16 protein-coding genes are annotated in these 21,089 nt (G+C 69.4%); 13 read left to right on the forward strand and 3 right to left on the reverse strand.

Annotation, left to right across the window (positions count from 1 at the left end):
- Positions 1–8: 8 nt before the first annotated feature.
- The 8 genes from D2K64_RS15965 to D2K64_RS16000 all read left to right on the forward strand — a co-directional run bounded on the left by D2K64_RS15965 (position 9) and on the right by D2K64_RS16000 (position 12,424).
- On the forward strand, positions 9–1,268 hold the full coding sequence (locus D2K64_RS15965; RefSeq protein ID WP_120009380.1) for an efflux RND transporter periplasmic adaptor subunit: 1,260 nt from the start codon (positions 9–11) through the stop codon (positions 1,266–1,268).
- On the forward strand, positions 1,265–4,372 hold the full coding sequence (locus D2K64_RS15970) for an efflux RND transporter permease subunit (protein WP_120009381.1): 3,108 nt from the start codon (positions 1,265–1,267) through the stop codon (positions 4,370–4,372). Before D2K64_RS15965 ends, D2K64_RS15970 begins: the two co-directional genes overlap by 4 nt.
- Positions 4,373–4,378: 6 nt before the next feature.
- Positions 4,379–7,465 (forward strand): efflux RND transporter permease subunit, encoded by a 3,087-nt coding sequence (locus D2K64_RS15975; RefSeq protein ID WP_120009382.1) that lies wholly within the window; start codon positions 4,379–4,381, stop codon positions 7,463–7,465.
- Positions 7,466–7,546: 81 nt separating this feature from the next.
- Complete coding sequence (locus D2K64_RS15980) at positions 7,547–8,188, forward strand: nucleotide-binding protein (protein WP_238384231.1); 642 nt, start codon at positions 7,547–7,549, stop codon at positions 8,186–8,188.
- A complete protein-coding gene (locus D2K64_RS15985) occupies positions 8,188–8,484 on the forward strand; it encodes a hypothetical protein (protein WP_120009384.1) in 297 nt (98 codons plus the stop codon). The genes D2K64_RS15980 and D2K64_RS15985 overlap by 1 nt, the downstream gene beginning before the upstream one ends.
- 260 nt (positions 8,485–8,744) lie before the next feature.
- The gene (locus tag D2K64_RS15990; protein ID WP_120009385.1) at positions 8,745–9,782 is read left to right on the forward strand and encodes an extracellular solute-binding protein; all 1,038 of its coding nucleotides are present in this window, start codon (positions 8,745–8,747) and stop codon (positions 9,780–9,782) included.
- 111 nt (positions 9,783–9,893) lie between these two features.
- Positions 9,894–11,645 carry an ABC transporter permease gene (locus D2K64_RS15995; protein WP_238384230.1) on the forward strand — a complete coding sequence of 584 codons (1,752 nt, stop codon included), beginning with the start codon at positions 9,894–9,896 and terminating at the stop codon, positions 11,643–11,645.
- Between the two features lie 92 nt (positions 11,646–11,737).
- Complete coding sequence (locus D2K64_RS16000) at positions 11,738–12,424, forward strand: hypothetical protein (protein WP_120009386.1); 687 nt, start codon at positions 11,738–11,740, stop codon at positions 12,422–12,424.
- 18 nt (positions 12,425–12,442) lie between these two features.
- Here D2K64_RS16000 and D2K64_RS16005 read toward each other — a convergent pair whose 3' ends face one another.
- Positions 12,443–13,354, reverse strand: coding sequence for a LysR family transcriptional regulator (locus tag D2K64_RS16005; RefSeq protein WP_120009387.1), 912 nt, complete (start codon positions 13,352–13,354; stop codon positions 12,443–12,445).
- A 176-nt stretch (positions 13,355–13,530) separates the two neighbouring features.
- Here D2K64_RS16005 and D2K64_RS16010 point away from each other — a divergent pair, with 176 nt between their 5' ends.
- From D2K64_RS16010 to D2K64_RS16025, 4 genes are all read left to right on the forward strand, one after another.
- Entirely contained in the window at positions 13,531–14,454 is a 924-nt protein-coding gene (locus tag D2K64_RS16010; RefSeq protein ID WP_120009388.1) for a ring-cleaving dioxygenase, read from the forward strand.
- A 29-nt stretch (positions 14,455–14,483) separates the two neighbouring features.
- Positions 14,484–15,137: an alpha/beta hydrolase gene (locus D2K64_RS16015; protein ID WP_120009389.1), complete on the forward strand. Its 654-nt coding sequence runs from the start codon at positions 14,484–14,486 to the stop codon at positions 15,135–15,137.
- A complete protein-coding gene (locus tag D2K64_RS16020) occupies positions 15,127–16,098 on the forward strand; it encodes a pirin family protein (RefSeq protein WP_120009390.1) in 972 nt (323 codons plus the stop codon). Before D2K64_RS16015 ends, D2K64_RS16020 begins: the two co-directional genes overlap by 11 nt.
- Before the next feature lie 666 nt (positions 16,099–16,764).
- Complete coding sequence (locus D2K64_RS16025; protein WP_120009391.1) at positions 16,765–17,952, forward strand: glycosyltransferase; 1,188 nt, start codon at positions 16,765–16,767, stop codon at positions 17,950–17,952.
- Positions 17,953–18,709: 757 nt separating this feature from the next.
- Here D2K64_RS16025 and D2K64_RS16030 read toward each other — a convergent pair.
- Entirely contained in the window at positions 18,710–19,702 is a 993-nt protein-coding gene (locus D2K64_RS16030) for a glycoside hydrolase family 26 protein (protein ID WP_157985887.1), read from the reverse strand.
- A gap of 226 nt (positions 19,703–19,928) precedes the next feature.
- Here D2K64_RS16030 and D2K64_RS25950 point away from each other — a divergent pair, with 226 nt between their 5' ends.
- Positions 19,929–20,054, forward strand: a complete 126-nt coding sequence (locus D2K64_RS25950) for a hypothetical protein (RefSeq protein WP_274379307.1) — start codon at positions 19,929–19,931, stop codon at positions 20,052–20,054.
- On the opposite strand, the gene D2K64_RS24475 is transcribed toward D2K64_RS25950, so the two are convergent.
- On the reverse strand, positions 20,044–20,487 hold the full coding sequence (locus D2K64_RS24475; RefSeq protein WP_157985888.1) for a hypothetical protein: 444 nt from the start codon (positions 20,485–20,487) through the stop codon (positions 20,044–20,046). The two genes, D2K64_RS25950 and D2K64_RS24475, sit on opposite strands and share 11 nt — an antisense overlap.
- Between the last annotated feature and the right edge of the window lie 602 nt (positions 20,488–21,089).

Below are 21,089 nucleotides of genomic sequence, written 5' to 3' on the forward strand. Positions count from 1 at the left end.
ACCGACCCATGGCCCGCTTCCGCTTTCTGCTGCTTTCCCTGGTGGTCCTGGCCGGTGCCGGGGCGGGCTATTACCTCTGGCAGGGGCGCGAGGCGGCAGGCCCCGCCGATCTCAGCACGGCGCAGACCACGCCGGGCGGGCGGCGCGCGGCCCCGGGGGGCGGCATTCCCGTGCCCGTCACCGTGGCGGCGGCCGAGCGCCGCGACCTCCGGCTGACGCTGGACGCGCTGGGCACGGTGCAGGCGCTGAACAACATCACCGTCCGCTCCCAGGTTTCCGGCACTCTGACCGAGGTGCTGTTCCGCGAGGGCCAGGAGGTGAAGGCCGGCGAGATCCTGGCCCGCATCGACGACCGCACCTACGCCGCCGCCCTGGCCCAGGCGGTGGGCCGGAAGAACTACGACCTGGCGCAGCTGGAGAACGCCCGTGCCGACCTGCGCCGCTACCAAGGGCTGCTCGCCGCCAGCGGCGTGACGCGGCAGCAGGTGGACACCCAGCGCGCCCAGGTGGCGATGTTCGAGGCGCAGGTGGCGCAGGACCAGGCCGCCATCGACACGGCGCAGACGCAGCTCGACTACACCACCATCCGCGCGCCGATCGACGGCCGGGTCGGGCTGCGGCAGGTCGATGCCGGCAACCTTGTTTCCTCGGGCGACGCCACGGGCATCGTCACCATCACCCAGATGCGGCCCATCGCGGTCAGCTTCACCATTCCGCAGGGCGAGCTGCCGCGACTGATGCGCGCCATGGCGGCCGGGCCGGTGCCGGTGGAAACCGTGCCCTCCAGCGGCGGCACGCCCAGCCAGCCGCTCGCGCAGAATGAGGCGCCGGAGCGCGGCACGGTGCTGACGGTGGACAACCAGGTGGACCAGGCCACCGGCACGGTGCGGGTGAAGGCGGTGTTCCCGAACGACGCCACCCGGCTCTGGCCCGGCGCCTTTGTCAGCCTGCGCATCGGCATCGAAACGGTGCCGGACGCGACCGTGGTGCCGCTGGTGGCGGTGCAGCAGGGCCCGAACGGCGCCTTCGCCTTCGTGGCCCGTCCGGACAACACGGTGGAGCAGCGCCCGCTGACCCTCGGCGCCGTGACGGAGGGCGAGGCCGCGGTGCGCGAGGGCCTGCAGCCGGGCGAGCAGGTGGTGACCTCCGGCGCGCTGCGGCTGAACCCCGGCAGCGCCATCGCCCTGTCGAATGGCGGCAACACCGCCCCGGCCGCGCCGCCGCCACGCCCGCCGCGCGCGCGGCAGGCGGCGGATGCCGCGCCATGAACATCGCCGCCCCCTTCATCGCCCGCCCCGTCGCCACCACGCTGCTGTCGATCGCGGTGCTGTTGGCGGGGATCTTCGGCTATCTGCGGCTGCCGGTGTCGTCCCTGCCGGAGGTGGATTTCCCCACCATCGAGGTGACCACCCAGCTGCCCGGCGCCTCGCCCGAGACCGCCGCCGTGCTGATCAGCGCGCCGCTGGAGCGGCAATTCGCCAAGATCGCCGGGCTGCAGGTGATGTCCTCGGTCAGCGGGCCGGGGGTCAGTCGTATCACTCTGCAGTTCCGCCTGCAGAAGGGCCTGGACGAGGCCTCGCAGGACGTGCAGGCGGCGCTGGATGCGGCGCGCGGCACCCTGCCCGCGACCCTGCCCTACCCGCCGGCCTATTCCAAGGTGAACCCGGCCGACCCGCCGGTGCTCACCCTGGCGCTGACCTCCGACACCCTGCCGATCATGCGGCTGTCGGACACCGCCGACACGCTGCTGGCGCAGAAGCTGTCTCAGGCCACCGGCGTCGGCCGCGTCACCGTGCAGGGCAACATGCGGCCGGCGATCCGGCTGCGCGTCGATCCGCTGCGCCTCGCCGCCTACGGCATCGGGCTGGAAGCGGTGCGCACCGCCGTGGCGGCGGCCAACCAGAACTCGCCGAAAGGCTCGCTGGACGGGGCGCGGCAGGCCTCGGCCATCCTGGCCAACGACCAGATCACCAGCGCCGCCGAGTTCGGCGACATCATCATCGCCTTCCAGAACGGCGCGCCCGTGCGGCTGCGCGACGTGGGCGAGGCGGTGGAGGCGCTGGAGAACGAGCGCAACGGCGCCTGGTTCAACGGCCGCCCCGCCGTGCTGATCGACGTGCAGCGCCAGCCCGGCGCCAACATCGTGCAAACGGTGGAAGGCATCCAGGCCCTGATGCCGGAGCTGCAGCGCGCCCTGCCGGCGGGCGCGACGCTCACCGTGGTGTCCGACCGGACGGAAACCATCCGCGCCTCGGTGCACGAGGTGCAGTTCACACTGGTGCTGTCGGTCGCGCTGGTGGTGGGCGTGATCTACTTCTTCCTGGGCAGCGGCCGGGCCACGCTGGTGCCGGCGGTGTCGCTTCCGCTGTCGATCATCGGCACCTTCGGCATCATGGCGGTGATGGGCTATTCGCTCGACAATCTGTCGCTGATGGCGCTGACCATCGCGACCGGCTTCGTGGTCGACGACGCCATCGTCATGATCGAGAACATCGTGCGGCTGATCGAGAAGGGCGTGAAGCCGCTCGCCGCCGCCTATGAGGGCGCGCGGCAGATCGCCTTCACGATCGTGTCCCTGACGCTGTCGCTGATCGCAGTGTTCATTCCCCTGCTGTTCATGGAAGGCGTGGTGGGGCGGCTGTTCCGCGAATTCGCCGAAACGCTGACCGCTGCCGTGCTGGTGTCCATGGTGGTGTCGCTGACGTTGACGCCGATGATGTGCGCCTTTGTGCTGAGGCCGGAGCACAAGCCCTCCTGGCTAGCGCGCGGCTTCGAGAACGGCTTCGAGCGGCTGCGGCTGCTGTATGGCCGCGCCCTCGCCGTGACCATGCGGCACCAGGCGCTGACCCTGATCGCCGCCACGGCCACCGTGGCGCTGACCGGCTGGCTCTACGTGGTCATGCCGAAGGGCTTCCTGCCGCTGCAGGATACCGGGCTGATCACCATCACCACCGAGACGCCGCAGGACAGTTCCTTTGCCCGCTCCGCCGCCATCCAGCAGCAGGTGATGGAGGTGGTGCGGGCCGACCCGGCGGTCGCCGCCGTCACCGCCGTGGCCGGCGCCGGCGCGCTGAACCCGGCGCAGAACACCGGCCGCATCACCGCCGTGCTGCGGCCGCGCGACGAGCGCGACCTCGACGCGCAGGGCGTCATCGCCCGGCTGAAGCCGCGGCTGGACAGCATCCCCGGCGCCGTCGCCTATCCGCAGGCGGTGCAGGACATCCAGATCAGCCCGCGCGTCAGCACCACGCAGTACCAGTATGTTCTGACCGATGCCGATGCTGCCACCCTGTCGCGCTGGGCGCCCGAGGTGGTGGCGCGGCTGCGCCAGCTGCCCGGCCTGCGCGACGTGGCGACCGACCAGCGCGAGGATGGCGTCCGTCTCGCCATCCAGGTGGACCGCGACCGCGCGGCGCGGCTCGGCGTCACCATGCAGGCGGTGGACAACGCCCTCTACAACGCCTTCGGACAGCGGCAGATCTCCACCATCTACGGCCAGAGCAACCAGTACCGCGTGGTGCTGGAAGCGTCCGACCGGCTGCGCACCGATCCGACCGCGATCGGCCAGCTGCGCGTCGCCGGCACCGACAACGCCCAGGTGCCGCTGGCCGAGATCGCCAGCTTCACCCGCTCCCGCGCGCCGCTGCTGGTGACGCGGGAGAACCAGTTTCCCGCCGTGACGGTCAGCTTCAACCTGGCCCCCGGCGTGTCGCTGGGCGAGGCGGTGGATCGCATCCGCGCCGCCGAGCGCGACATCGGCCTGCCCGACAGTGTCACCGGCCGCTTCGCCGGCGACGCGGCGGAGTTCGCCTCCTCCCTGGAAGGCCAGCCCTGGCTGATCCTGGCGGCGGTGGTGGTGATCTACATCGTGCTGGGCGTGCTGTATGAGAGCTTTATCCACCCGGTCACCATCCTCTCCACCCTGCCCTCGGCCGGCATCGGCGCGCTGCTGGCACTCGAACTCTGGGGGCTCGACCTGTCGGTGGTCGGGCTGATCGGCATCATCCTGCTGATGGGCATCGTCAAGAAGAACGCCATCATGATGATCGACTTCGCGCTGGAAGCGCAGCGCGACCGCGGCCTGGCGCCGCGGGAGGCGATCGTCGAGGCGGCCCTGCTGCGCTTCCGGCCGATCATCATGACCACGGCGGCGGCGCTGCTCGGCGCGCTGCCGCTGGTGCTGCAATCCGGCACGGGAGCGGAGCTGCGGCTGCCGCTCGGCGTGTCCATCGTCGGCGGGCTGCTGCTGAGCCAGCTGGTGACGCTGTTCACCACCCCCGCCATTTACCTGGCCATGGAAGCGGTGAGCGGCGCGGCGCGGCGCTGGTGGCACCGCGATTCCACGGGCGGCCAGCCCGCGGCGGCCGAGTAGCGCGCGATGTTCTCGATCTCCGGCCCATTCCTGCGCCGGCCCATCGCCACCATGCTGCTGGCGATCGGGCTGGCGCTGGCCGGCTTGGTGGCGCTGCGGCAACTGCCCGTCTCCTCCATGCCGCGCGTCGACATCCCGACGCTGATCGTCACCGTCTCGCAGCCCGGCGCCAACCCGGAAACCCTGGCCGCCACGGTGCTGGCGCCGCTGGAGCGCCGCATCGGCGAGATCTCCGGCATCACCGAGATGACCGCCAACGCCTCCACCGGCGCGGGCAACATCATCATCCAGTTCGACATCTCGCGCAGCCAGGCGGATGCGGCGCGCGACGTGCAGGCGGCGGTGAACGCGGCGCGGCAGGACCTGCCCGCCGGCCTGCCCAACCCGCCGCAGGTGATCAAGATCAACCCGGCCGACATGCCCGTGCTGATCCTGGCCATGACCTCCACCACGCAGCGCGCGGCGGCGCTGTACGACGTGGCCGACAGCATCGTGGCGCAGCGCCTGTCCCGGGTGTCGGGCGTGGCCTCGGTGCAGCTGGGCGGCGCCGACCAGCCGGCGGTGCGCGTTTCGGTCAACCCGGACGCCGCCGCCGCTGCCGGCGTGTCCCTGGACAGCATCCGCACCACGCTGACCAACGCCAACGTCACCCAGCCGGTGGGCAGCATCGAGGGCGCCGAGCAATCGGTCATGCTGCACGTCAACGACCGCATCAGCCGCGCCGCCGATTACGCCACGCTGGTGGTCAAGAGCGCCAACGGCAACATCATGCGGCTGTCGCAGATCGCCGAGGTGGCGGACGCCACCCGCTCCCGCCGCCAGGCCGCCTGGTTCAACGAGCGGCAGGCCATCCTGATGATGGTGTACAAGCAGGCCGACGCCAACGTGCTCGACGTCGTGGCCGACGTGAAGGAGCAGCTGCCGCAGCTCGGGAAATGGGTGCCCGGCGGCATCAGCATCGAGGTGATGAGCGACCGTTCCGGCACCATCCGCGCCAGCGTCGAGGAGGTGGAGCTGACCCTGCTGCTGACCGTTGTGCTGGTGATCGGCGTGGTTGTGCTGTTTCTGCGCCGCACCGGCCCGACGCTGGCCGCCTGCGCGACCGTGCCGCTGTCGCTGCTCGGCACACTGTTCGTGATCTGGCTGATGGGCTACTCGCTCAACAACTTCTCGCTGATGGCGCTGATCGTCTCGGTCGGCTTCGTGGTGGACGACGCCATCGTCATGATCGAAAACATGGCTCGCATGCGCGAGCGCGGCCTTCCACCGAACGAGGCGGCGCTGGAAGGCGCCCGGCAGATCGGCTTCACCATCGTCTCCATCACCGTGTCGCTGATCGCGGTGTTCATTCCGCTGCTGGCGATGGAGGGCCTCGTCGGCCGCTTCTTCCGTGAATTCTCGGCGACGCTGGCCATCGCCGTCGGCATCTCGGCGGTGCTGGCGCTGACCCTGACGCCGGTGATCGCGGCCCGCATGGACCGCCCTGCCCGCAGGCCGCCCGGCCGCTTCAGCCGCGGCTTCGACGCGGCGATGGAAGGTGTGATCCGCGGCTACATGCGCTCGCTCGGCGTGGTGCTGCGCTTCCGCGGGCTGGCGCTGCTGGCGACACTCGGCTGCGTGGCCCTCACCGTGTGGCTGTACATGATCGTGCCCAAGGCCTTCTTCCCCGAACAGGATACCGGGCTGCTGGCCGGCAGCGCCCAGGCGGCGCCCGACACCTCCTTCGCCACCATGGCGCGGCTGACCCAGGAGGCGACGCGCATCATCCAGGCCGATCCGGCCGTGGCCAGCGTCGGCTCGCAGATCGGCGGCAGCTCCTGGAGCGCCGGCACCAACTCCGCCCAGTTCTACATCGCGCTGAAGCCGCGCGAACAGCGCGACGCCTCGGCCAGTCAGGTGATCGCCCGGCTGCGCGCGCCGCTCGGCCGCATCGTCGGCGTCAGCGTGTTCCTGCGTGCGCAGCAGGACATCTTCATCGGCGGCCGGCCGGGCAACGCCTCCTATTCCTACATCCTGCTCGGCACCGACCTCGACGAGCTGCGGCGCTGGACCAACACTATGGTGGAGAAGCTGCGCACCGTGCCCGGCCTCGCCGACGTGTCGAGCGACCAGGAGCGCGCCGGGCTGGTCAACCGCGTGGTGATCGACCGTGACGCGGCGGCGCGCCTCGGCGTCGGCATGGACGATGTGGGGGCGGCGCTGAACAACGCCTTCTCGCAGCGGCAGGTCTCCACCATCTATGGCAGCCGCAACCAGTACAAGGTGGTGCTGGAGATCGATCCGGCGCTGCAGCAATCGCCCGCCCAGCTTGACCGGATCTTCGTGCCCGCCGCCGAGGGCGGCCAGGTGCCGCTGCGCGCCGTGGCGCGGGTGGAGCGGGACGTGGCGCCGCTGCGCGTCACCCATCGCGGCCAGTTCCCGGCCACCACCATCACCTTCAACCTCGCCGAAGGCATCAGCCTGGGCGACGCCACGGCGCTGGTGCAGCAGGCCGAGCGGGAAGCGATGCTGCCCGGCTCCATCCGCTCCCAGTACGGCGGCAACGCCGCAGCGTTCCAGAGCTTCAGCCGCTCGCAGCCGCTGCTGATCCTGGCGGCGCTGGTGTCGATCTATCTGGTGCTGGGCATCCTGTACGAGAGCTACATCCACCCGCTGACCATCATCTCCACCCTGCCCTCGGCGGGGCTCGGCGCGCTGCTGGCGCTGCTGGTGACGGGAGTGCCGTTCTCGGTGATGGGGCTGATCGGCGTGATCCTGCTGATGGGCATCGTCAAGAAGAACGCCATCATGATGGTGGATTTCGCCCTCGACCATGAGCGGCAGGAAGGCGGCGGCGGCGAGGCGGCGATCCTGGCCGCCTGCCGCGACCGCTTCCGGCCGATCCTGATGACCACCCTGGCGGCGCTGCTCGGCGCCGTGCCGCTGGCGATCGGCAGCGGCGCGGGGGCGGAGATGCGCCAGCCGCTCGGCATCGCCATCATCGGCGGCCTCGCCGTGTCGCAGGTGCTGACGCTGTACAGCACGCCGGTGATCTATCTGGCGCTGGACCGTTTTCGCCGCCGACCGCGCGCCCTGGCGCAGCCCGCCGAATAGAAAGCTATCTAGAAATCTAGCTAGCTTTCTGCTTCTCTCAGCCATCTCGCGAGATGGCCGGGGAACAAGCCTTTGATTCTGATGGTGGGCGGGGAAAAGGGCGGCGTCGGCAAGACCACGCTGGCGACGCATCTGGCCGTGGCACGCAAGGGCGCCGGGCGCTCGGTGGTGCTGGTGGATGCCGACAGCCAGGGCACCGCCTCCACCTGGAGCGACGCGCGCAAGGAGCATGAGGCGGTGCCGCAGCTGCCCTGCGTCACGCTGCGGGGCAGCAAGGTGCATGTGGAGCTGAAGGAGCTGGCCCGGCACTACGAGGACATCGTGGTGGACACCGGCGGTGCCGACAGCCAGGAATTCCGCTCCGCCATGCTGGCCGCCGACACGCTGCTGATGCCGCTGCGCCCGGGCTCCTTTGATTTCTGGACGCTGCTGAAGATGCAGGAGGTCGTCGCCATGGCGGAGGGCTTCAACGACAGGCTGCAGGCCGTGATCTGCCTGTCCCAGGTGCCACCCACCGCCAGCGACCGCGCGCGCCGTGAGGCCACCACGGTGCTGGCCGAGATGCCGCGCTTCCGCCTGCTGCGCTGCATGACGGTGTTCCGCGCCGCCTTCAACCATTCCGCCGGCGAAGGACTGACCGTGGCCGAGATGCCGCGCCGCGATCCCAAGGCATGCAGCGAGATCGCCTTCCTGCATGACGAGCTGTTCGCGGGAGCCGCCTGATGCCGATCAAGATGCCGAGCCGCCGGCCGCCGCAGAGCGCAGAGGATTTCGTGGCCGAGGCCACCGCCCTGCCCGCCGCGCCCGTGCCGCGCCAGGCCCTGCCCTGGCTGGACCCCCGCGTGCGGCCGGACCTCCGCGTCCAGGTGAACACCAAGATCCCCGAGCCGCTGGCGCTGAAATACGGCTACCTCGCCATGCGGCTGGGGATGCGCAAGCAGGACGCGATGGAGGCGGCGCTGTCGGCCTGGGCTGACCAGCAGCTGAAGGCGCTGGGCCTTCCGGAAGCCGACAGCTAGCTAGATAGCTATCCTTGTCTCCCACCCCTGCCTTCCTGACCTGCCGGCTGTTTCAGGAACCGTTTCGGGACGAAGGGCGTCGCGCCTTCCTTGTGCGCGACAGACAACCGGCCCTATCGGGGGCACTGCTGAAATAGATAGCTATCTATTTTGTTCGCGATGCTGGCCGGGACCGCCTGGGGCGCCTGCCATAGCGGGGGTGCTTGCTGGACAACTGATAATCATTCACAACTCGCCCAGGAAACGATCAGGGAAAACTCATGCTCCTCCGCCCCGTCCGGGCCGCCCTTGGCGGGCTGTCCCTGCTGCTCAGCGCCCAACTCGGCCAGGCAACCGCCGTCCAGGCCGCCGAGGTCAACCTCTACACCACGCGCGAGCCGGCGCTGGTCAAGCCACTGCTCGACCGCTTCACCGCGCAGACCGGCACAACGGTCAACACCGTCTTCGTTCAGGGCGGCCTGGCGGAGCGCCTGGCGGCCGAGGGCGCCCGCTCGCCGGCCGACATCGCCATGGTGGTGGATGTCGGCAACCTGATGGAGCTGGTGGACCGCAACCTGTCCCAGCCGGTGGAATCCGCAGCCCTCAGCGCCGCCGTTCCGGCCGGGCTGCGCGCCCCGGATGGCCGCTGGTTCGCGCTCTCGACCCGCGCCCGCGCCATCTATGCCTCGCGTGAGCGGATCAGCGAGGCCGACGCGGCGAAGCTGACCTATGAGGATCTGGCCGACCCGCGCTTCAAGGGCCGCGTCTGCATCCGCTCCGGCCAGCATCCCTACAACACCGCGCTGTTCTCCTTTCTGCTGGTGAAGCATGGCGAGGCCTGGCTGCGTGACTACCTGACGGCGCTGAAGAACAATCTGGCCCGCCGCGCCGCGGGCGGCGACCGCGAGGTGGCGCGCGACATCCTGGCCGGCCTCTGCGATGTGGGCGTCGCCAACACCTATTATGTCGGGCTGATGCTGTCGGGCCGCGGCGGCGAGGAGCAGCGCCGCTGGGGCGGGGCGATCCGCACCGTGCTGCCGGCGTCCGGCGCCATGGTGAACCTGTCGGGCGCCGTGGTGGCGCGCCACGCGCCGAACCGGGCCGAGGCGGTGAAGCTGCTGGAGTTCCTGGTCTCGCCCGAGGCCCAGAAGCTGTATGCCGAGGCCAATTTCGAATATCCGGTTCGCCCGGACGCGGCGCTGGACCCGATCGTCGCCAGCTTCGGCAGGCTGGTGGTGGGCGATGTGCCCTTGCCCGAGATCGCGGCGCAGCGGGTGCGCGCCAGCCGCATCGTGGACGAGGTCGGGTTCGACCAGTAAACACCGGCAAGGCCGCGGGAAGCCCTCCCGCGGCCATGCCATCCTCGCCGGGCGCCCCGTCGCCCGTTCCGGTGGTGGACGCCCGCCCTTCCTGAAACGGCACATCCTTCCGTGAAGCTTCTGCGCGTCCTTGCGGCCTTGTGTGCCGCCCCCGTCGCGCTGCCGGTGCTGGCGCTGCTGCCCGCCGCCGCCGCCGGGTCGGGCGACCTTTGGCCGCACCTGTTGCGCTTCGTGCTGCCGCGCGCCCTGCTGGAATCCGCCCTGCTGCTGGCCGGCGTCGGCGTTGTGGTGGTGACGGTGGGGGCGGGCTGCGCTTGGCTGGTCAGCTGCTACCGGTTCCCGGGCCGCAGGCTGCTCACCGGCGCGCTGATGCTGCCGCTGGCGCTGCCGACCTATGTCGCCGCCTATGCCTGGCTCGACGTGCTGCATCCGGCGGGACCGGTGCAGATGGCGCTGCGCCGGGTGCTGGGCGTCACCGATCCGCGCGCTATCCCGCTGCCGGAGATCCGCTCGCTGGGCGGCTGCGTGATGGTTCTGGGGATGGTGCTGTTTCCCTATGTCTATCTGGCGGCGCGCGCCGCCTTCCAGACCCAGGGGGCCGATGCGCTGCGCGCCGGCCGTGCCGCCGGGGCAGGGGGCTGGCGGTTGTTCCGCCGCATCGGCCTGCCCATGGCGCGCCCGGCCATCGCCGCCGGCACCGCGCTGGCCCTGCTCGAAACGTTGAACGATGTGGGCGCCAGCGAATTCCTCGGCGTCCGCACCCTCACCGTCTCGGTCTACGTCACCTGGATCACCCGGTCCTCGCTGGAAGGAGCGGCGCAGATCGCCCTGCTGCTGCTGCTGCTGGTGGGCGCCGTGATGCTGCTGGAGCGCCAGGGCCAGCGGGCCGGCGCGCATGAGGCGGCGCACCCCGCCCGCGCCGAATTGCAGACGCTGCGCGGGCCGGCCGGCCTGGCCGCCACGCTGTTCTGTGCCGTGCCGGTGCTGCTCGGCTTCGCCATCCCGGTGGCCTACCTGGCCTGGGCGGCGTGGCAGCGCGTCGCCCGGTTCGGCCTGCCGCCGGAACTCGGGCAATGGATCGGCAACAGCGCCCTGCTGGCCGGGCTGGCCACCATCCTGGCGCTCGGCGCCGCGCTGCTGCTGGCCTTCACCGCCCGGCGCGACCGCACCGCCGCCGGGCCGGCCCGCGCCGGCGCCGTGCTGCTGCGCTTCGGCATGCTGGGCTATGCGCTGCCGGGCGGCGTGGCGGCCGTCGGGCTGATCATCGCCTTCGGCGGCATCGACGCGGCGCTCGGCCTGCTCGGGCGCTGGGCGCCGCCGCTGCTCTCGGGCAGCCTGGCGGCGGTGGTGCTGGCCTATCTGATCCGCTTCCTGGCGATCCCGGCGGGCGGGCTGGACGCCGCCTATGCCCGGCTGCGGCGCGAGGTGGATTGGTCGGCGCGCGCCGCCGGGGCGGGGGAGGCACGGCTGCTCTGGCGCATCCACCTGCCGCTGCTGCTGCCGGCCCTGTCTGCCGCGGCGCTGCTGCTGTTCCTCGATGCCATGAAGGAACTGCCCGCCACCCTGTTGCTGCGGCCGCTGAACACCGAAACCCTGGCCACGGCGCTGTATGCCGAGGCGGCGCGGGGCACCTATGAGAACGGCGCCGTGGCGGCGCTGATGCTGGTGCTGATCGGCCTGCCGCCGATCCTGCTGCTGGCCACGGCCCGCCGCTTCTTTCCGGCCGAGGGGCGCGCCGGGCGTGGCCTGCGGCCGGTTCTGCCAACGGACCTGCCAATGGATCTGCCAGCGGGCCTGTCGGCGGGGATCGTCAGCGGACCTCCCGGGCTCCACGCCGCCGCGGGATCCCGGCGCAACCGCTGAAGCCCGGTGCCATGGGCGTGCCGCAGCAACCGGCCGTTTACCTCCGGGCCGTAGAACCCAGGGTGCCACGACCAGCCCATCGGAGTTCCGCCATGACCGCCCAGGCCCCGACCCCGCACGCCCTGGCCGTGGCCTCCGCGGATCTGCGCGCCATCATCCGGGCCGAGATGGCGCCGATGTTCACCGAGCTCCGCGGCTTCATGGACCGCCGCATCGCCGAGCTGAGCGCCGAGGTCAGCGCCACCTCCGACATGGCCGACATGGCGGAGGAGAACATCACCCGGAAGCTCGGCCAGGTGCACGAGCAGATCGCCAAGCTGGTGGCCATTCCCGCCGCCAGCACGCGCAACAGCGGGCTGGAGCTGGAAGCTGTGGTGCAGGCCACGGAAGCCGCCGCCAACACCATCATGGAAGCCACCGAGGCCATCCAGGCCTGGATCAACAGCGGCCAGAAGGACCAGGCCTCGATTGAGGCGCTGTCGGCGCGGGTCAACTCGATCTTCGAGGCCTGTTCCTTCCAGGACGTCACCGGACAGCGCATCCGCCGCGCCATCCAGCACCTGCAGCAGGTGGAAACCATGCTGGAGCACATCGTGCCCGGCGCGATGATCGAGATGGCGGCGCCGCAGGTGCGGGTGGCGACGCAGATGCGCACCGCCAGCGAGGAAGCGCAGAAGACCCCCGACCTGTCCCAGGCCGACATCGATGCGCTGCTGAACGGCCCCCCGCCCGGTGCCGAGATGTCCCAGGCCGACATCGACGCGTTGCTGAACGGCTGAGGCCGCCCGGCGGCCGGCTCAGGCGGCGCCCTCGATCCGCCCGCGCAGGCTGGCGATCTCGTCCGCCAGGTGATCGAGCATAACCCGGATCCGCGGCGTGTGCCGCAGGTCCGGATGCGTCAGCAGCCACAATTCGGTGGCTAGGCCGGGCTCCGGCGGCGCCAGCCGGCGCAGGTCCGGGGAAGCATCGCCGGCGAAGCAGGGCAGGTGGGCGATCCCCAGCCCCGCCCGCACGGCCAGCACCAGCGCCTGCACGGAATCAAACCGCCCGGCGATGCGCGCCTCCGCCACCCGGCCGCGCAGAAAGCGCGCCGCCGCCAGATGGCCCAGCGCGTCGGACAGGGACAGCCACTGCGCCTCCTCCAGCAACTGCGCCAGCGGCGGCGGCTCGGCCGCCTGGGCCGCCGCCGGGCCGTAGAGCGCCCAGCCCAGGCGCGCCAGGCGCCGCCCCACCAGGGTGTCCGGCGGCGCCGGCGTGGCGCGCAGGGCGATGTCGGCATCCCGGCGCGACAGGTTCAGCGCCGCGTTGCCGGTGACCACGTCCAGCCGGATCGCCGGATGCGCCCGGCGGAAGCGCACCAGCATCGGCAGCAGCAGCTCGGCCAGCAGGCTGTCGCTGGTGGCGATGCGCACCTCGCCCTCCGGCACCGGGGCGAGGCCCGCCAGACGGCGCGTGACGTCGTTGATGTCGGCATCGACCCGCCCCGCCAGCGCCACCACGGCCTCGCCGGCGGCGGTCGGCACGTAGCCGCTGCGGTGCCGCTCGAACAGTGCCACGCCCAGCATCGCCTCCAGCTGGCGCAGGCGGCGGAACACGGTGGAATGATTGATGCCGAGCCGCGCGGCGGCGGCGGGCAGGCTGCGGGCCCCGGCCACGGCATGAACCAGGCGCACATCATCCCAGGCGATGGAGTGGACGGGGCTGGGCATGCGGCCTCCGGAGCGGGTGGGATGTGGAGGCTGGCATTGATCGCCCTGCAATTCCATGGGCATGAAAGCAGGAACAGCATTGCAATGATGCAATCAGTTTCGGCTGGCCCGCGGACCCGCCTTGCCTGTTTGCTGTTCCGGACGGCGCCGATGCGCCCCGCAACAGGAGAGCCACCATGATCCAGAACGGCATCCACCATGTCACCGCCATTGCCGGCCCGGCGCGGCGCAACCTGGATTTCTACACCCGCACCCTGGGGCTGCGGCTGGTGAAGAAGACGGTGAACTTCGACGATCCTGGCGCCTACCACCTCTACTACGGCGACGCCGCCGGCAGCCCTGGCACCATCCTGACCTTCTTCCCCTGGGAGAACGCCGCCGCCGGCCGCAATGGCGTGGGCGAGCTGCAGGAAACCGTGTTCCGCGTGCCGCAGGGCGCGCTCGGCTTCTGGACCCAGCGGCTGATGGCGCATGGCCTGGAGCGCGGCGAGCACTTCGGCGAGACGCTGCTGCAATTCCGCGATCCGGACGGCCTGCGGCTGGCGCTGGCCGGCCTGCCCGGCATCGAGGCCGAGCCGGCCTGGACCGCGAACGGCATCGCCGCCGAGCATGCCATCCGCGGCTTCCACAGCGTCAGCCTGATGCTGGAGCGGAGCGAGGCGACCGGTGCCATCCTGTCCGACCTGTTCGGCTTCGAGAGCGCGGCACGCGAGGGCGACACGGTGCGCTACCAGGTGCCGGGCCAGGCACTGGGCGGCATCGTCGACCTGCGCGCGGTGGGCGGCTTCCTGCCGGCGCGCCTCGGCCACGGCTCGGTGCACCACCTGGCCTTCCGCGCTGCCGACGACGCGGCGCAGCAGGCGATGGTGCGCAGGCTGGCCGAGAACCACCGCATCCAGGCCACCGAGCAGAAGGACCGCGACTACTTCCGCTCGGTGTATTTCCGCGAGCCCGGCCACGTGCTGTTCGAGATCGCGACCGACAGCCCCGGCTTTGCGGTGGACGAGCCGGCGGAGCAGCTGGGTCAGGCGCTGAAGCTGCCGCGCTTCCTGCAGCCGCACCGCGACACCATCGAGGCGGCGCTGCCCGCCCTGGCCTGACCCGTTCCCGGCCCGAAGGAGTACCGGCCATGAGCCCGGACGATCTTGGCTTCGCCTACCGTTTCGAGCCCGGCACCGACGCCGCGCGGCCGCCCCTGCTGCTGCTGCACGGCACCGGCGGCGACGAGGATGACCTGCTGCCGCTCGGCCGCGCCGTGGCGCCGGGGGCGGCGCTGCTGTCGCCGCGCGGCCGGGTGCTGGAGCACGGCATGCCGCGCTTCTTCCGCCGCCTGTCGGAAGGTGTGTTCGACGAGGACAGCCTCCGATCGGAGGCGGCGGCGCTGGCCGGCTTCGTGCGGTCGGCGCGGGCACGGCATGGGCTGGCGGCACCGGTCGCGCTGGGCTTCTCCAACGGTGCCAACATTGCCGCGGCGCTGCTGCTGCTGCATCCGGGGCTGCTGCGTGGCGCGGCGCTGCTGCGCGCCATGGTGCCGCTGCGGCAGCCGTCGGCGGTGGACCTCGGCGGCACGAGCGTGCTGCTGTTGTCCGGCGCGGCAGACCCGATCGTGCCGGCGCCCAACAGCGCCGCCCTGGCCAGGCAGCTGGAGGGCGCCGGCGCCGCCGTCACCCACCGGGCCCTGCCGCTCGGCCACGGGCTTTCGCAGATGGATGTGACGCTGGCGCGCGGCTGGCTGGACGCATTCCGGCCGCCACAACAGGGAGGAACCCAGGATGAGCGTTGAACATGATCCCGCCGAGGCCCCGCTCGGCCTGCCGGACTGCGTCGGCCAGGTGATCGTGCCGCGGGCACACGACATCGGCGGCTTCGAGGTGCGACGCGCCCTGCCGGCCCGGGGGCGGCAGATGGTCGGCCCCTTCATCTTCTTTGACCAGATGGGGCCGGGTGAGTTCCTGTCCGGCAAGGGGCTGGATGTGCGGCCGCACCCGCATATCGGCCTGTCCACCGTGACCTACCTGTTCGACGGCGCCATCCAGCACCGCGACAGCCTGGGCTCCGACCAGCCGATCGTGCCGGGCGACGTCAACTGGATGACCGCCGGGCGCGGCATCATCCATTCCGAGCGCACCGGCAATGCGCTGCGCGGCACCGGCAGCAAGCTGTTCGGCATCCAGTCCTGGGTGGCGCTGCCGCGCCACGCCGAGGACACCGCGCCGGGTTTCGCCCACCATCCCGGCGCCACCCTGCCGATGATCGAGGATGGCGGCGTGCGGCTGCGGCTGATCGCCGGGGAAGCCTGGGGCGGGCGGGCCCCCGTGGCGACGCAGTCCGACCTGTTCTACGCCGATGCGGTGCTGGCGCCCGGCGCCCGGCTGCCGCTGCCCGACCGGCACGAGGAGCGTGCCGCCTATGTGCTGGAGGGCGAGGTGGAGGTGGCGGGCGACCGCTTCGCGCCCGGCCGCATGCTGGTGTTCCGCGCCGGTGATGGCTTGGCGCTGCGGGCCGGCCCGCAGGGCGCGCGGCTGCTGATGCTGGGCGGCGCGGTGATGGATGGCCCCCGCTACCTGTTCTGGAACTTCGTGTCCTCCTCGCGCGAGCGGATCGAGCAGGCCAAGGCCGATTGGAAGGCCGGGCGCTTCGCCACGGTGCCCGGCGACGACCAGGAATTCATCCCCTTGCCGGAAGAACGGGTGCGGGTGCGGGCCGGGGTGCAGGCGCCCTCCGCCGGGTCGCCGACCAGCTAGGAGACAGCAGGGTTGAAAGCCAATCCGGTAACCCCCGCTTACCGGATAACAGAACAAAGCGCCTTGCGGACGCCTATTGTCGAACGAAACGGGATGGCGCTGCCGGCTGACGATCAGCATGGCCAACCGCTACAACAGGGGGCCAGCGGCAACCCGTTCCCGACCAATGCCAAGGCGGGCAAGTTGCTCGCCAGCGGCCAGGCCGGCAGCCAGGTTGATGCGTGGCCAGATGCCGCCACGGAACAAGATCAGTCCGGAAGCTGCTTCACCTCCAGGAGCGCGAAAAGCATCCGGATTGTTTTGCAGATTGGTGCGCGATGTCACGCTGCCCCGGCACGCAAGTCCGATCCATCGGCCGCAGGGCTCGACTCAAATCCCTGCCGAAATCCATCGCATCCTCCAGCGGAGTGTCGATCCCGGCTTATGGATCACCTCGGTGCCTTCCTCAGCGCATGGCCCACAAGGATCATGTGGAGGGACGCCCGGCCGCAGCAGCATCCGCTACCATGCTGACCCGACGAGGGCATCCAGTTCCGATGCGCGGACCGGATGGCCTTGATGATTTTTTGAATTCCGATGGCCAGAAATGGCGCGCATCATCGCCGCCGTCGGGCTAAAGCGAGGCGTTACTGGACGGCTCCGTAACGTCAAGAAGGGTGAAAAGGCTTGCCGCATGATCCGTTGGCACAACCTGCCATCAAAACGCCGGAGCTCAAGACTTCGGTAGCGTCTTTGCGTATCCGTGTGGTCGATCCCTCACTCTTTACCGTGCCCTACTGCGAAGCGCTCGTCAACGCGCTGCAACGAACAGGCGCCGATGTGACGCTGGTGGGGCGGCCACTCCGCAGCGGTGAAACCTCGCCTCGTGTCCCGTTCGAGCCACGCTTCTACAAGCGTTCCGATATGCTTCCCCGCCGGATTGGTAAGGCAGGCGCCGCATTGAAGGCCCTGGAGCATTGCGCCGATGTTGTCGGCTTTGCTCTGGCCGCGCGGCCGGTGGCAACAGTTGCACATTTTCAGTGGCTGCCCTTTCCACTCGTCGACTATGCCGGGCTGTGGCTCTGCCGACGCAAGGGGCCGGTCGTGGTGACCGTTCATGACACAACTCCCTTCAACGGCACGCCGACCTCGATGCTGCAGCTACGCGGCTTCAGCGCTGCGCTCAGTCTTGCAGACCGTCTCATCGTTCATACACGGACGGGAGTTGAGCAACTCGTCGCGAATGGGCTCGACCGCGCCAAGATCCGTTGCATCCCCCACGGGCCTCTCGGTGGGTTCGACAACATTCCGCCGCCGCCCAAGACCGGGCCGATGACCCTCGTGACCTTTGGCAAGATGCGACACTACAAAGGAATCGATGTGCTGATCGAGGCGCTGGCGGCGCTCAGCCCGGAGGATCGCCAAGCCTTGCAGGTCATCGTCGCCGGCGAGCCGTTGATGGACCTCGCGCCGCTCAAGGAACGGATCGCGGCATCCGGGCTTGAGGGCACGATCGAGTTGCGCCCCGGATTTCTCGATGAAGAGGCGATGCGCGACCTTTTCACCCAAGCCGAGGGTTTCATCTTTCCTTACCGTGAGATCGAGGCGAGCGGCGTTCTCTTTCTTGTGCAAGGGCTCAAACGCTGGATCATCGCCTCGCGCCTTGGTGCTTTTGCCGAAACGATCGCTGACGGTGAGTCGGGCCGGCTTGTGCCGGCAGAGGACGTTCCGGCGCTGACCCGGGCCTTGCAAGAATGTGCGCGGCTGCGGCCCCAGCCATCAAACGCTGTCTCGGTGATGAGCTGGGATGACATCGCGCAGGCAACACTCGCCACTTACGACGAGGCATTCTTGCATTGGCAGGGAAGGCATTAAGGACGCGGATTGGATTTTGCGTCGATCTCCTCCTGCGAGCCCCTGGCGGTTGGTAAGCTCTATGCGCGGGGAATGATTGATGATCACGCTTTGTGATTCGCTGGCTCTGGCACGCAGTCCGGAGATCGGTGGATAACGCAACGCCGGATTGGCCAAGGCGTCTTCAGGTTTACCTCCTGTGCGTGACAGGCGCTCGTTCCTGGATGATCCGGACAGCTTGATGGACCGGGATCCCATCGCAGCGGCGTCCGATGGGATCCATATCGCAGCACCGACCTTGGCAAGTTGTTTGCCGGGAAGGTGAGTTCGGCCGCCTGACCGAGGATGCGGCGGGATCAGCATATCGCCTGGGCGTATGTTCCTGCCGCCAGATCCCGCTGGCTCTGGCCAGATCCGGGTTACAGAGACGCGTCGTTCCAACCACCGGCCAACCAACTTGCCAATGCCTGCGGCTGGTGGCGCGCGGCGCCGCGCAGGTGGGTCGATATGGAAATCCTCAGTTTCGCAACAGAGCCCTTCGGGCGTGATGCAGGCCCAGCTTTCGGGATGCGGCGAAGCCATGCGATCACGATGCTCCGGCACCGTTTTGGCTGCCATCCCCCGCGACGGAGCCGGCACGGAGGATGGAGCCGTGGTGAAAGCAATCGGCAGGCCTGTTTTCCCCTCTTGCGGGATCGGAACTCCCCCGGCGGGGCTTAGAGGCACCCGCGCCAGTGCCTGGAACAACAGGCAGGAAGCTTGTTCCGCGGGGCGCCATTCAGCGCCGGATCTGCGCCGAGCCGTTGGGCGCTGGGCAGAAGGCCTGCTTGAAGGTGTTGCCGGCATCCGGCCAGCGGCCGCCCGACAGCTTGCCCTCGTAATCCGCGTCGGAATTCCAGTAAGTGGTGTAGGCGACGTTGGGATGCTGCGCGATCCATTCCTGCACCAGCTTGATGAACGGGCCAGCATTGTTGCCGTTCACGCCCCATTCGGAATAGGCGGTGGGCTTGCCCTTCTGCTTCGCCAGATCCTCGAGCCACCTCAGCCCGACGCGGTGATCCCGGATGTCCTTGAAGGCCCGCACCGGGTCGTGCGATTGCCATTCCTTTTTCCAGTAGAAGTCCATCCCCAGCGTGTCGACATACTCGTCGCCCGGATAGGCCTTCATGACATCCATCTTCTGCCCGAAATTGACGTTCCACTCGAAGCGGAACTTGTCGGACACGGAGCGGAAGGCATTGACGACATTGCGGTAGGTGGCAATGAAATCTTCTTCCTTGCCGCGGGCGGACCAGGCGAACCAAGTGCCGTTGAACTCCCATCCCAGGCGGATGGGAATGGTGCCGTTCGGAAAAGGCTTGGCTTGGGCCAGCAGCTTCGCCGCGCTGAGATAGTAGCGATTATACTTGCCGCTTCCCGCATCCTTCAGAGTGGCGCCGCGCGGGATCATGGCGAAGGACCACAGGACCGGCTTATCGAGCTCCTTGAACTGGTCCATGAACCAGCTCGGCCAGCCAATGCCTTCCCAGCTCGCATGGTCCAGGAAGATGTGCACGAAATCGACCTTGCAGCCCAGCCAGTCCTCAAATTCCAGGAGCAGCTTCGGATTGTTCGCCGCATAGGCCGTGAGAGGGGTCGGAGGAGCTGGCGAGGTGGCCTGGGCGGGAGCCGCCAGAAGCGGCAGGCCGGCTAGCAGGGCGGCAATGGCACGGCGCCGGCTGAACCGGGCGGAATGGCGCGGGGGAGCATGGGTCGGGTCAGCGTGGTGCATCGCGGCTCGGCCTTTCTGCGGGAGAAGCTGCAGGGCAGAATAGGCTGCCCCGGCCCGGATTGTGAGACGGCCCGCGCATTTTTGCGGGCGTATCCCACGTGGACGTGACAGGCAGCGGGTAAAAGCCGCAGGCGGTGGAACGCAGCGGCATCCAGGGCTCGGAGGTGTTCGAGGACATGCCATCCCGTCTTGACCAAGCTTGGAACCGCAACGCCGACGAGGTGCGATGCGGATCATCAACCTGGCACTGGAGGCGCCGGAGCGATCCCCGCGTGAACTCGCGATGCGCTTCATCGACACCCAAGGCCATTTCGGTTCGCAGGCTTCGGCCTACCGCCTGCTCAGGGCATGAGTTCTGCACTAGGCATGGCGGCAAGCGACGCCAGCGAGACGCTGGAGGCGGCACTCGCCGCCTCAGGCTGCGGGCCGGACATAAGGTTCGTCACCAACCGCCGCTGCTCTCCGGCAACGGTTCCCGATGCGTCGTAGACGATCTGGCCATGGCTCGGGGAACAGCGTGTTGAGCATATCCACGACGCGTCCTGCTCCCCGCAAACCCGGGGCAAGAGGGCCAGAGCCAGACGTTGAAGAATCGCATCTTGCCGGAGAATTGCTATCTGCCCGGCGATCTTGAGACGCAGATCGAAGAGCTTTCGTCGAGCACGACAATCATCATCGCTACCAGTGAGCCTGCCGAACCTCGCCCAGCGATATATCAGGTCGGCCAAGGGCACATCGTCCTGCTCCAGCGCGAGCGCATCAAGTACCGGCCATTCAGCAGCCACACTTGCACCGCCGCCGCCCAGCGGCCTTCGTCAGCCCATAGATGGCCAGAGCCTCCGCTCAGCCAGCTTCCCCGCTGCCCCGAAGCATTCGACAACGGACATCCTGTCCCTACTTCCCCCGCTCGCCCGAGCTGAGCCCGGTCAAGACCATCTGGCAGTTCCTGCGCGGCAGCTGGCTGGGCCACCGGGTCTTCAGGTCCTGTGCCGGCATCATTGATCCCTGCGGCTCCGGCTGAAACAGCCTTACCAGCCAGCCCTGAAAGATCATCCCCATCGACCTGTGAGGATGGGCTCATGGGTCCTGATCCGGGAAGTTGGGTACAAGGCGGGGTCGGAAGAAGGTGCTCCGACGGGTTGGCGGCTGCTGCGGAGATGGCTGCAGGCCGCTCCCTCGGCCGTGGACCAGCCGGGCTGATTTGGCCTGGCCGGCGCCCCCTTCCCAACTCGCCAAGCCACTCCCCATACATTTCAACGCTTTATGCCGAATACGCGCATTGATGTGATGAAATTCGCCTTTTACGATTCTTTTTGCTTTTCAACTCACGGGTTCGTGATCTAGGAAGTTGATCACGCAATCGTGAGCATCCGGGCTCACGCATGAA

It is taken from the genome of Teichococcus vastitatis (assembly GCF_003604215.1).
Classification (GTDB): Bacteria; Pseudomonadota; Alphaproteobacteria; order Acetobacterales; family Acetobacteraceae; genus Pseudoroseomonas; species Pseudoroseomonas vastitatis.

What these genes read in the sequence shown, in the direction of transcription:
- D2K64_RS15965 (WP_120009380.1), top strand. Translation starts at nt 9, where the DNA reads ATGGCCCGCTTCCGCTTTCTGCTGCTTTCCCTGGTGGTCCTGGCCGGT.
- D2K64_RS15970 (WP_120009381.1), top strand. Translation starts at nt 1,265, where the DNA reads ATGAACATCGCCGCCCCCTTCATCGCCCGCCCCGTCGCCACCACGCTG.
- D2K64_RS15975 (WP_120009382.1), top strand. Translation starts at nt 4,379, where the DNA reads ATGTTCTCGATCTCCGGCCCATTCCTGCGCCGGCCCATCGCCACCATG.
- D2K64_RS15980 (WP_238384231.1), top strand. Translation starts at nt 7,547, where the DNA reads ATGGTGGGCGGGGAAAAGGGCGGCGTCGGCAAGACCACGCTGGCGACG.
- D2K64_RS15985 (WP_120009384.1), top strand. Translation starts at nt 8,188, where the DNA reads ATGCCGATCAAGATGCCGAGCCGCCGGCCGCCGCAGAGCGCAGAGGAT.
- D2K64_RS15990 (WP_120009385.1), top strand. Translation starts at nt 8,745, where the DNA reads ATGCTCCTCCGCCCCGTCCGGGCCGCCCTTGGCGGGCTGTCCCTGCTG.
- D2K64_RS16000 (WP_120009386.1), top strand. Translation starts at nt 11,738, where the DNA reads ATGACCGCCCAGGCCCCGACCCCGCACGCCCTGGCCGTGGCCTCCGCG.
- D2K64_RS16005 (WP_120009387.1), bottom strand. Translation starts at nt 13,354, where the DNA reads ATGCCCAGCCCCGTCCACTCCATCGCCTGGGATGATGTGCGCCTGGTT.
- D2K64_RS16010 (WP_120009388.1), top strand. Translation starts at nt 13,531, where the DNA reads ATGATCCAGAACGGCATCCACCATGTCACCGCCATTGCCGGCCCGGCG.
- D2K64_RS16015 (WP_120009389.1), top strand. Translation starts at nt 14,484, where the DNA reads ATGAGCCCGGACGATCTTGGCTTCGCCTACCGTTTCGAGCCCGGCACC.
- D2K64_RS16020 (WP_120009390.1), top strand. Translation starts at nt 15,127, where the DNA reads ATGAGCGTTGAACATGATCCCGCCGAGGCCCCGCTCGGCCTGCCGGAC.
- D2K64_RS16030 (WP_157985887.1), bottom strand. Translation starts at nt 19,702, where the DNA reads ATGCACCACGCTGACCCGACCCATGCTCCCCCGCGCCATTCCGCCCGG.
- D2K64_RS25950 (WP_274379307.1), top strand. Translation starts at nt 19,929, where the DNA reads ATGCGGATCATCAACCTGGCACTGGAGGCGCCGGAGCGATCCCCGCGT.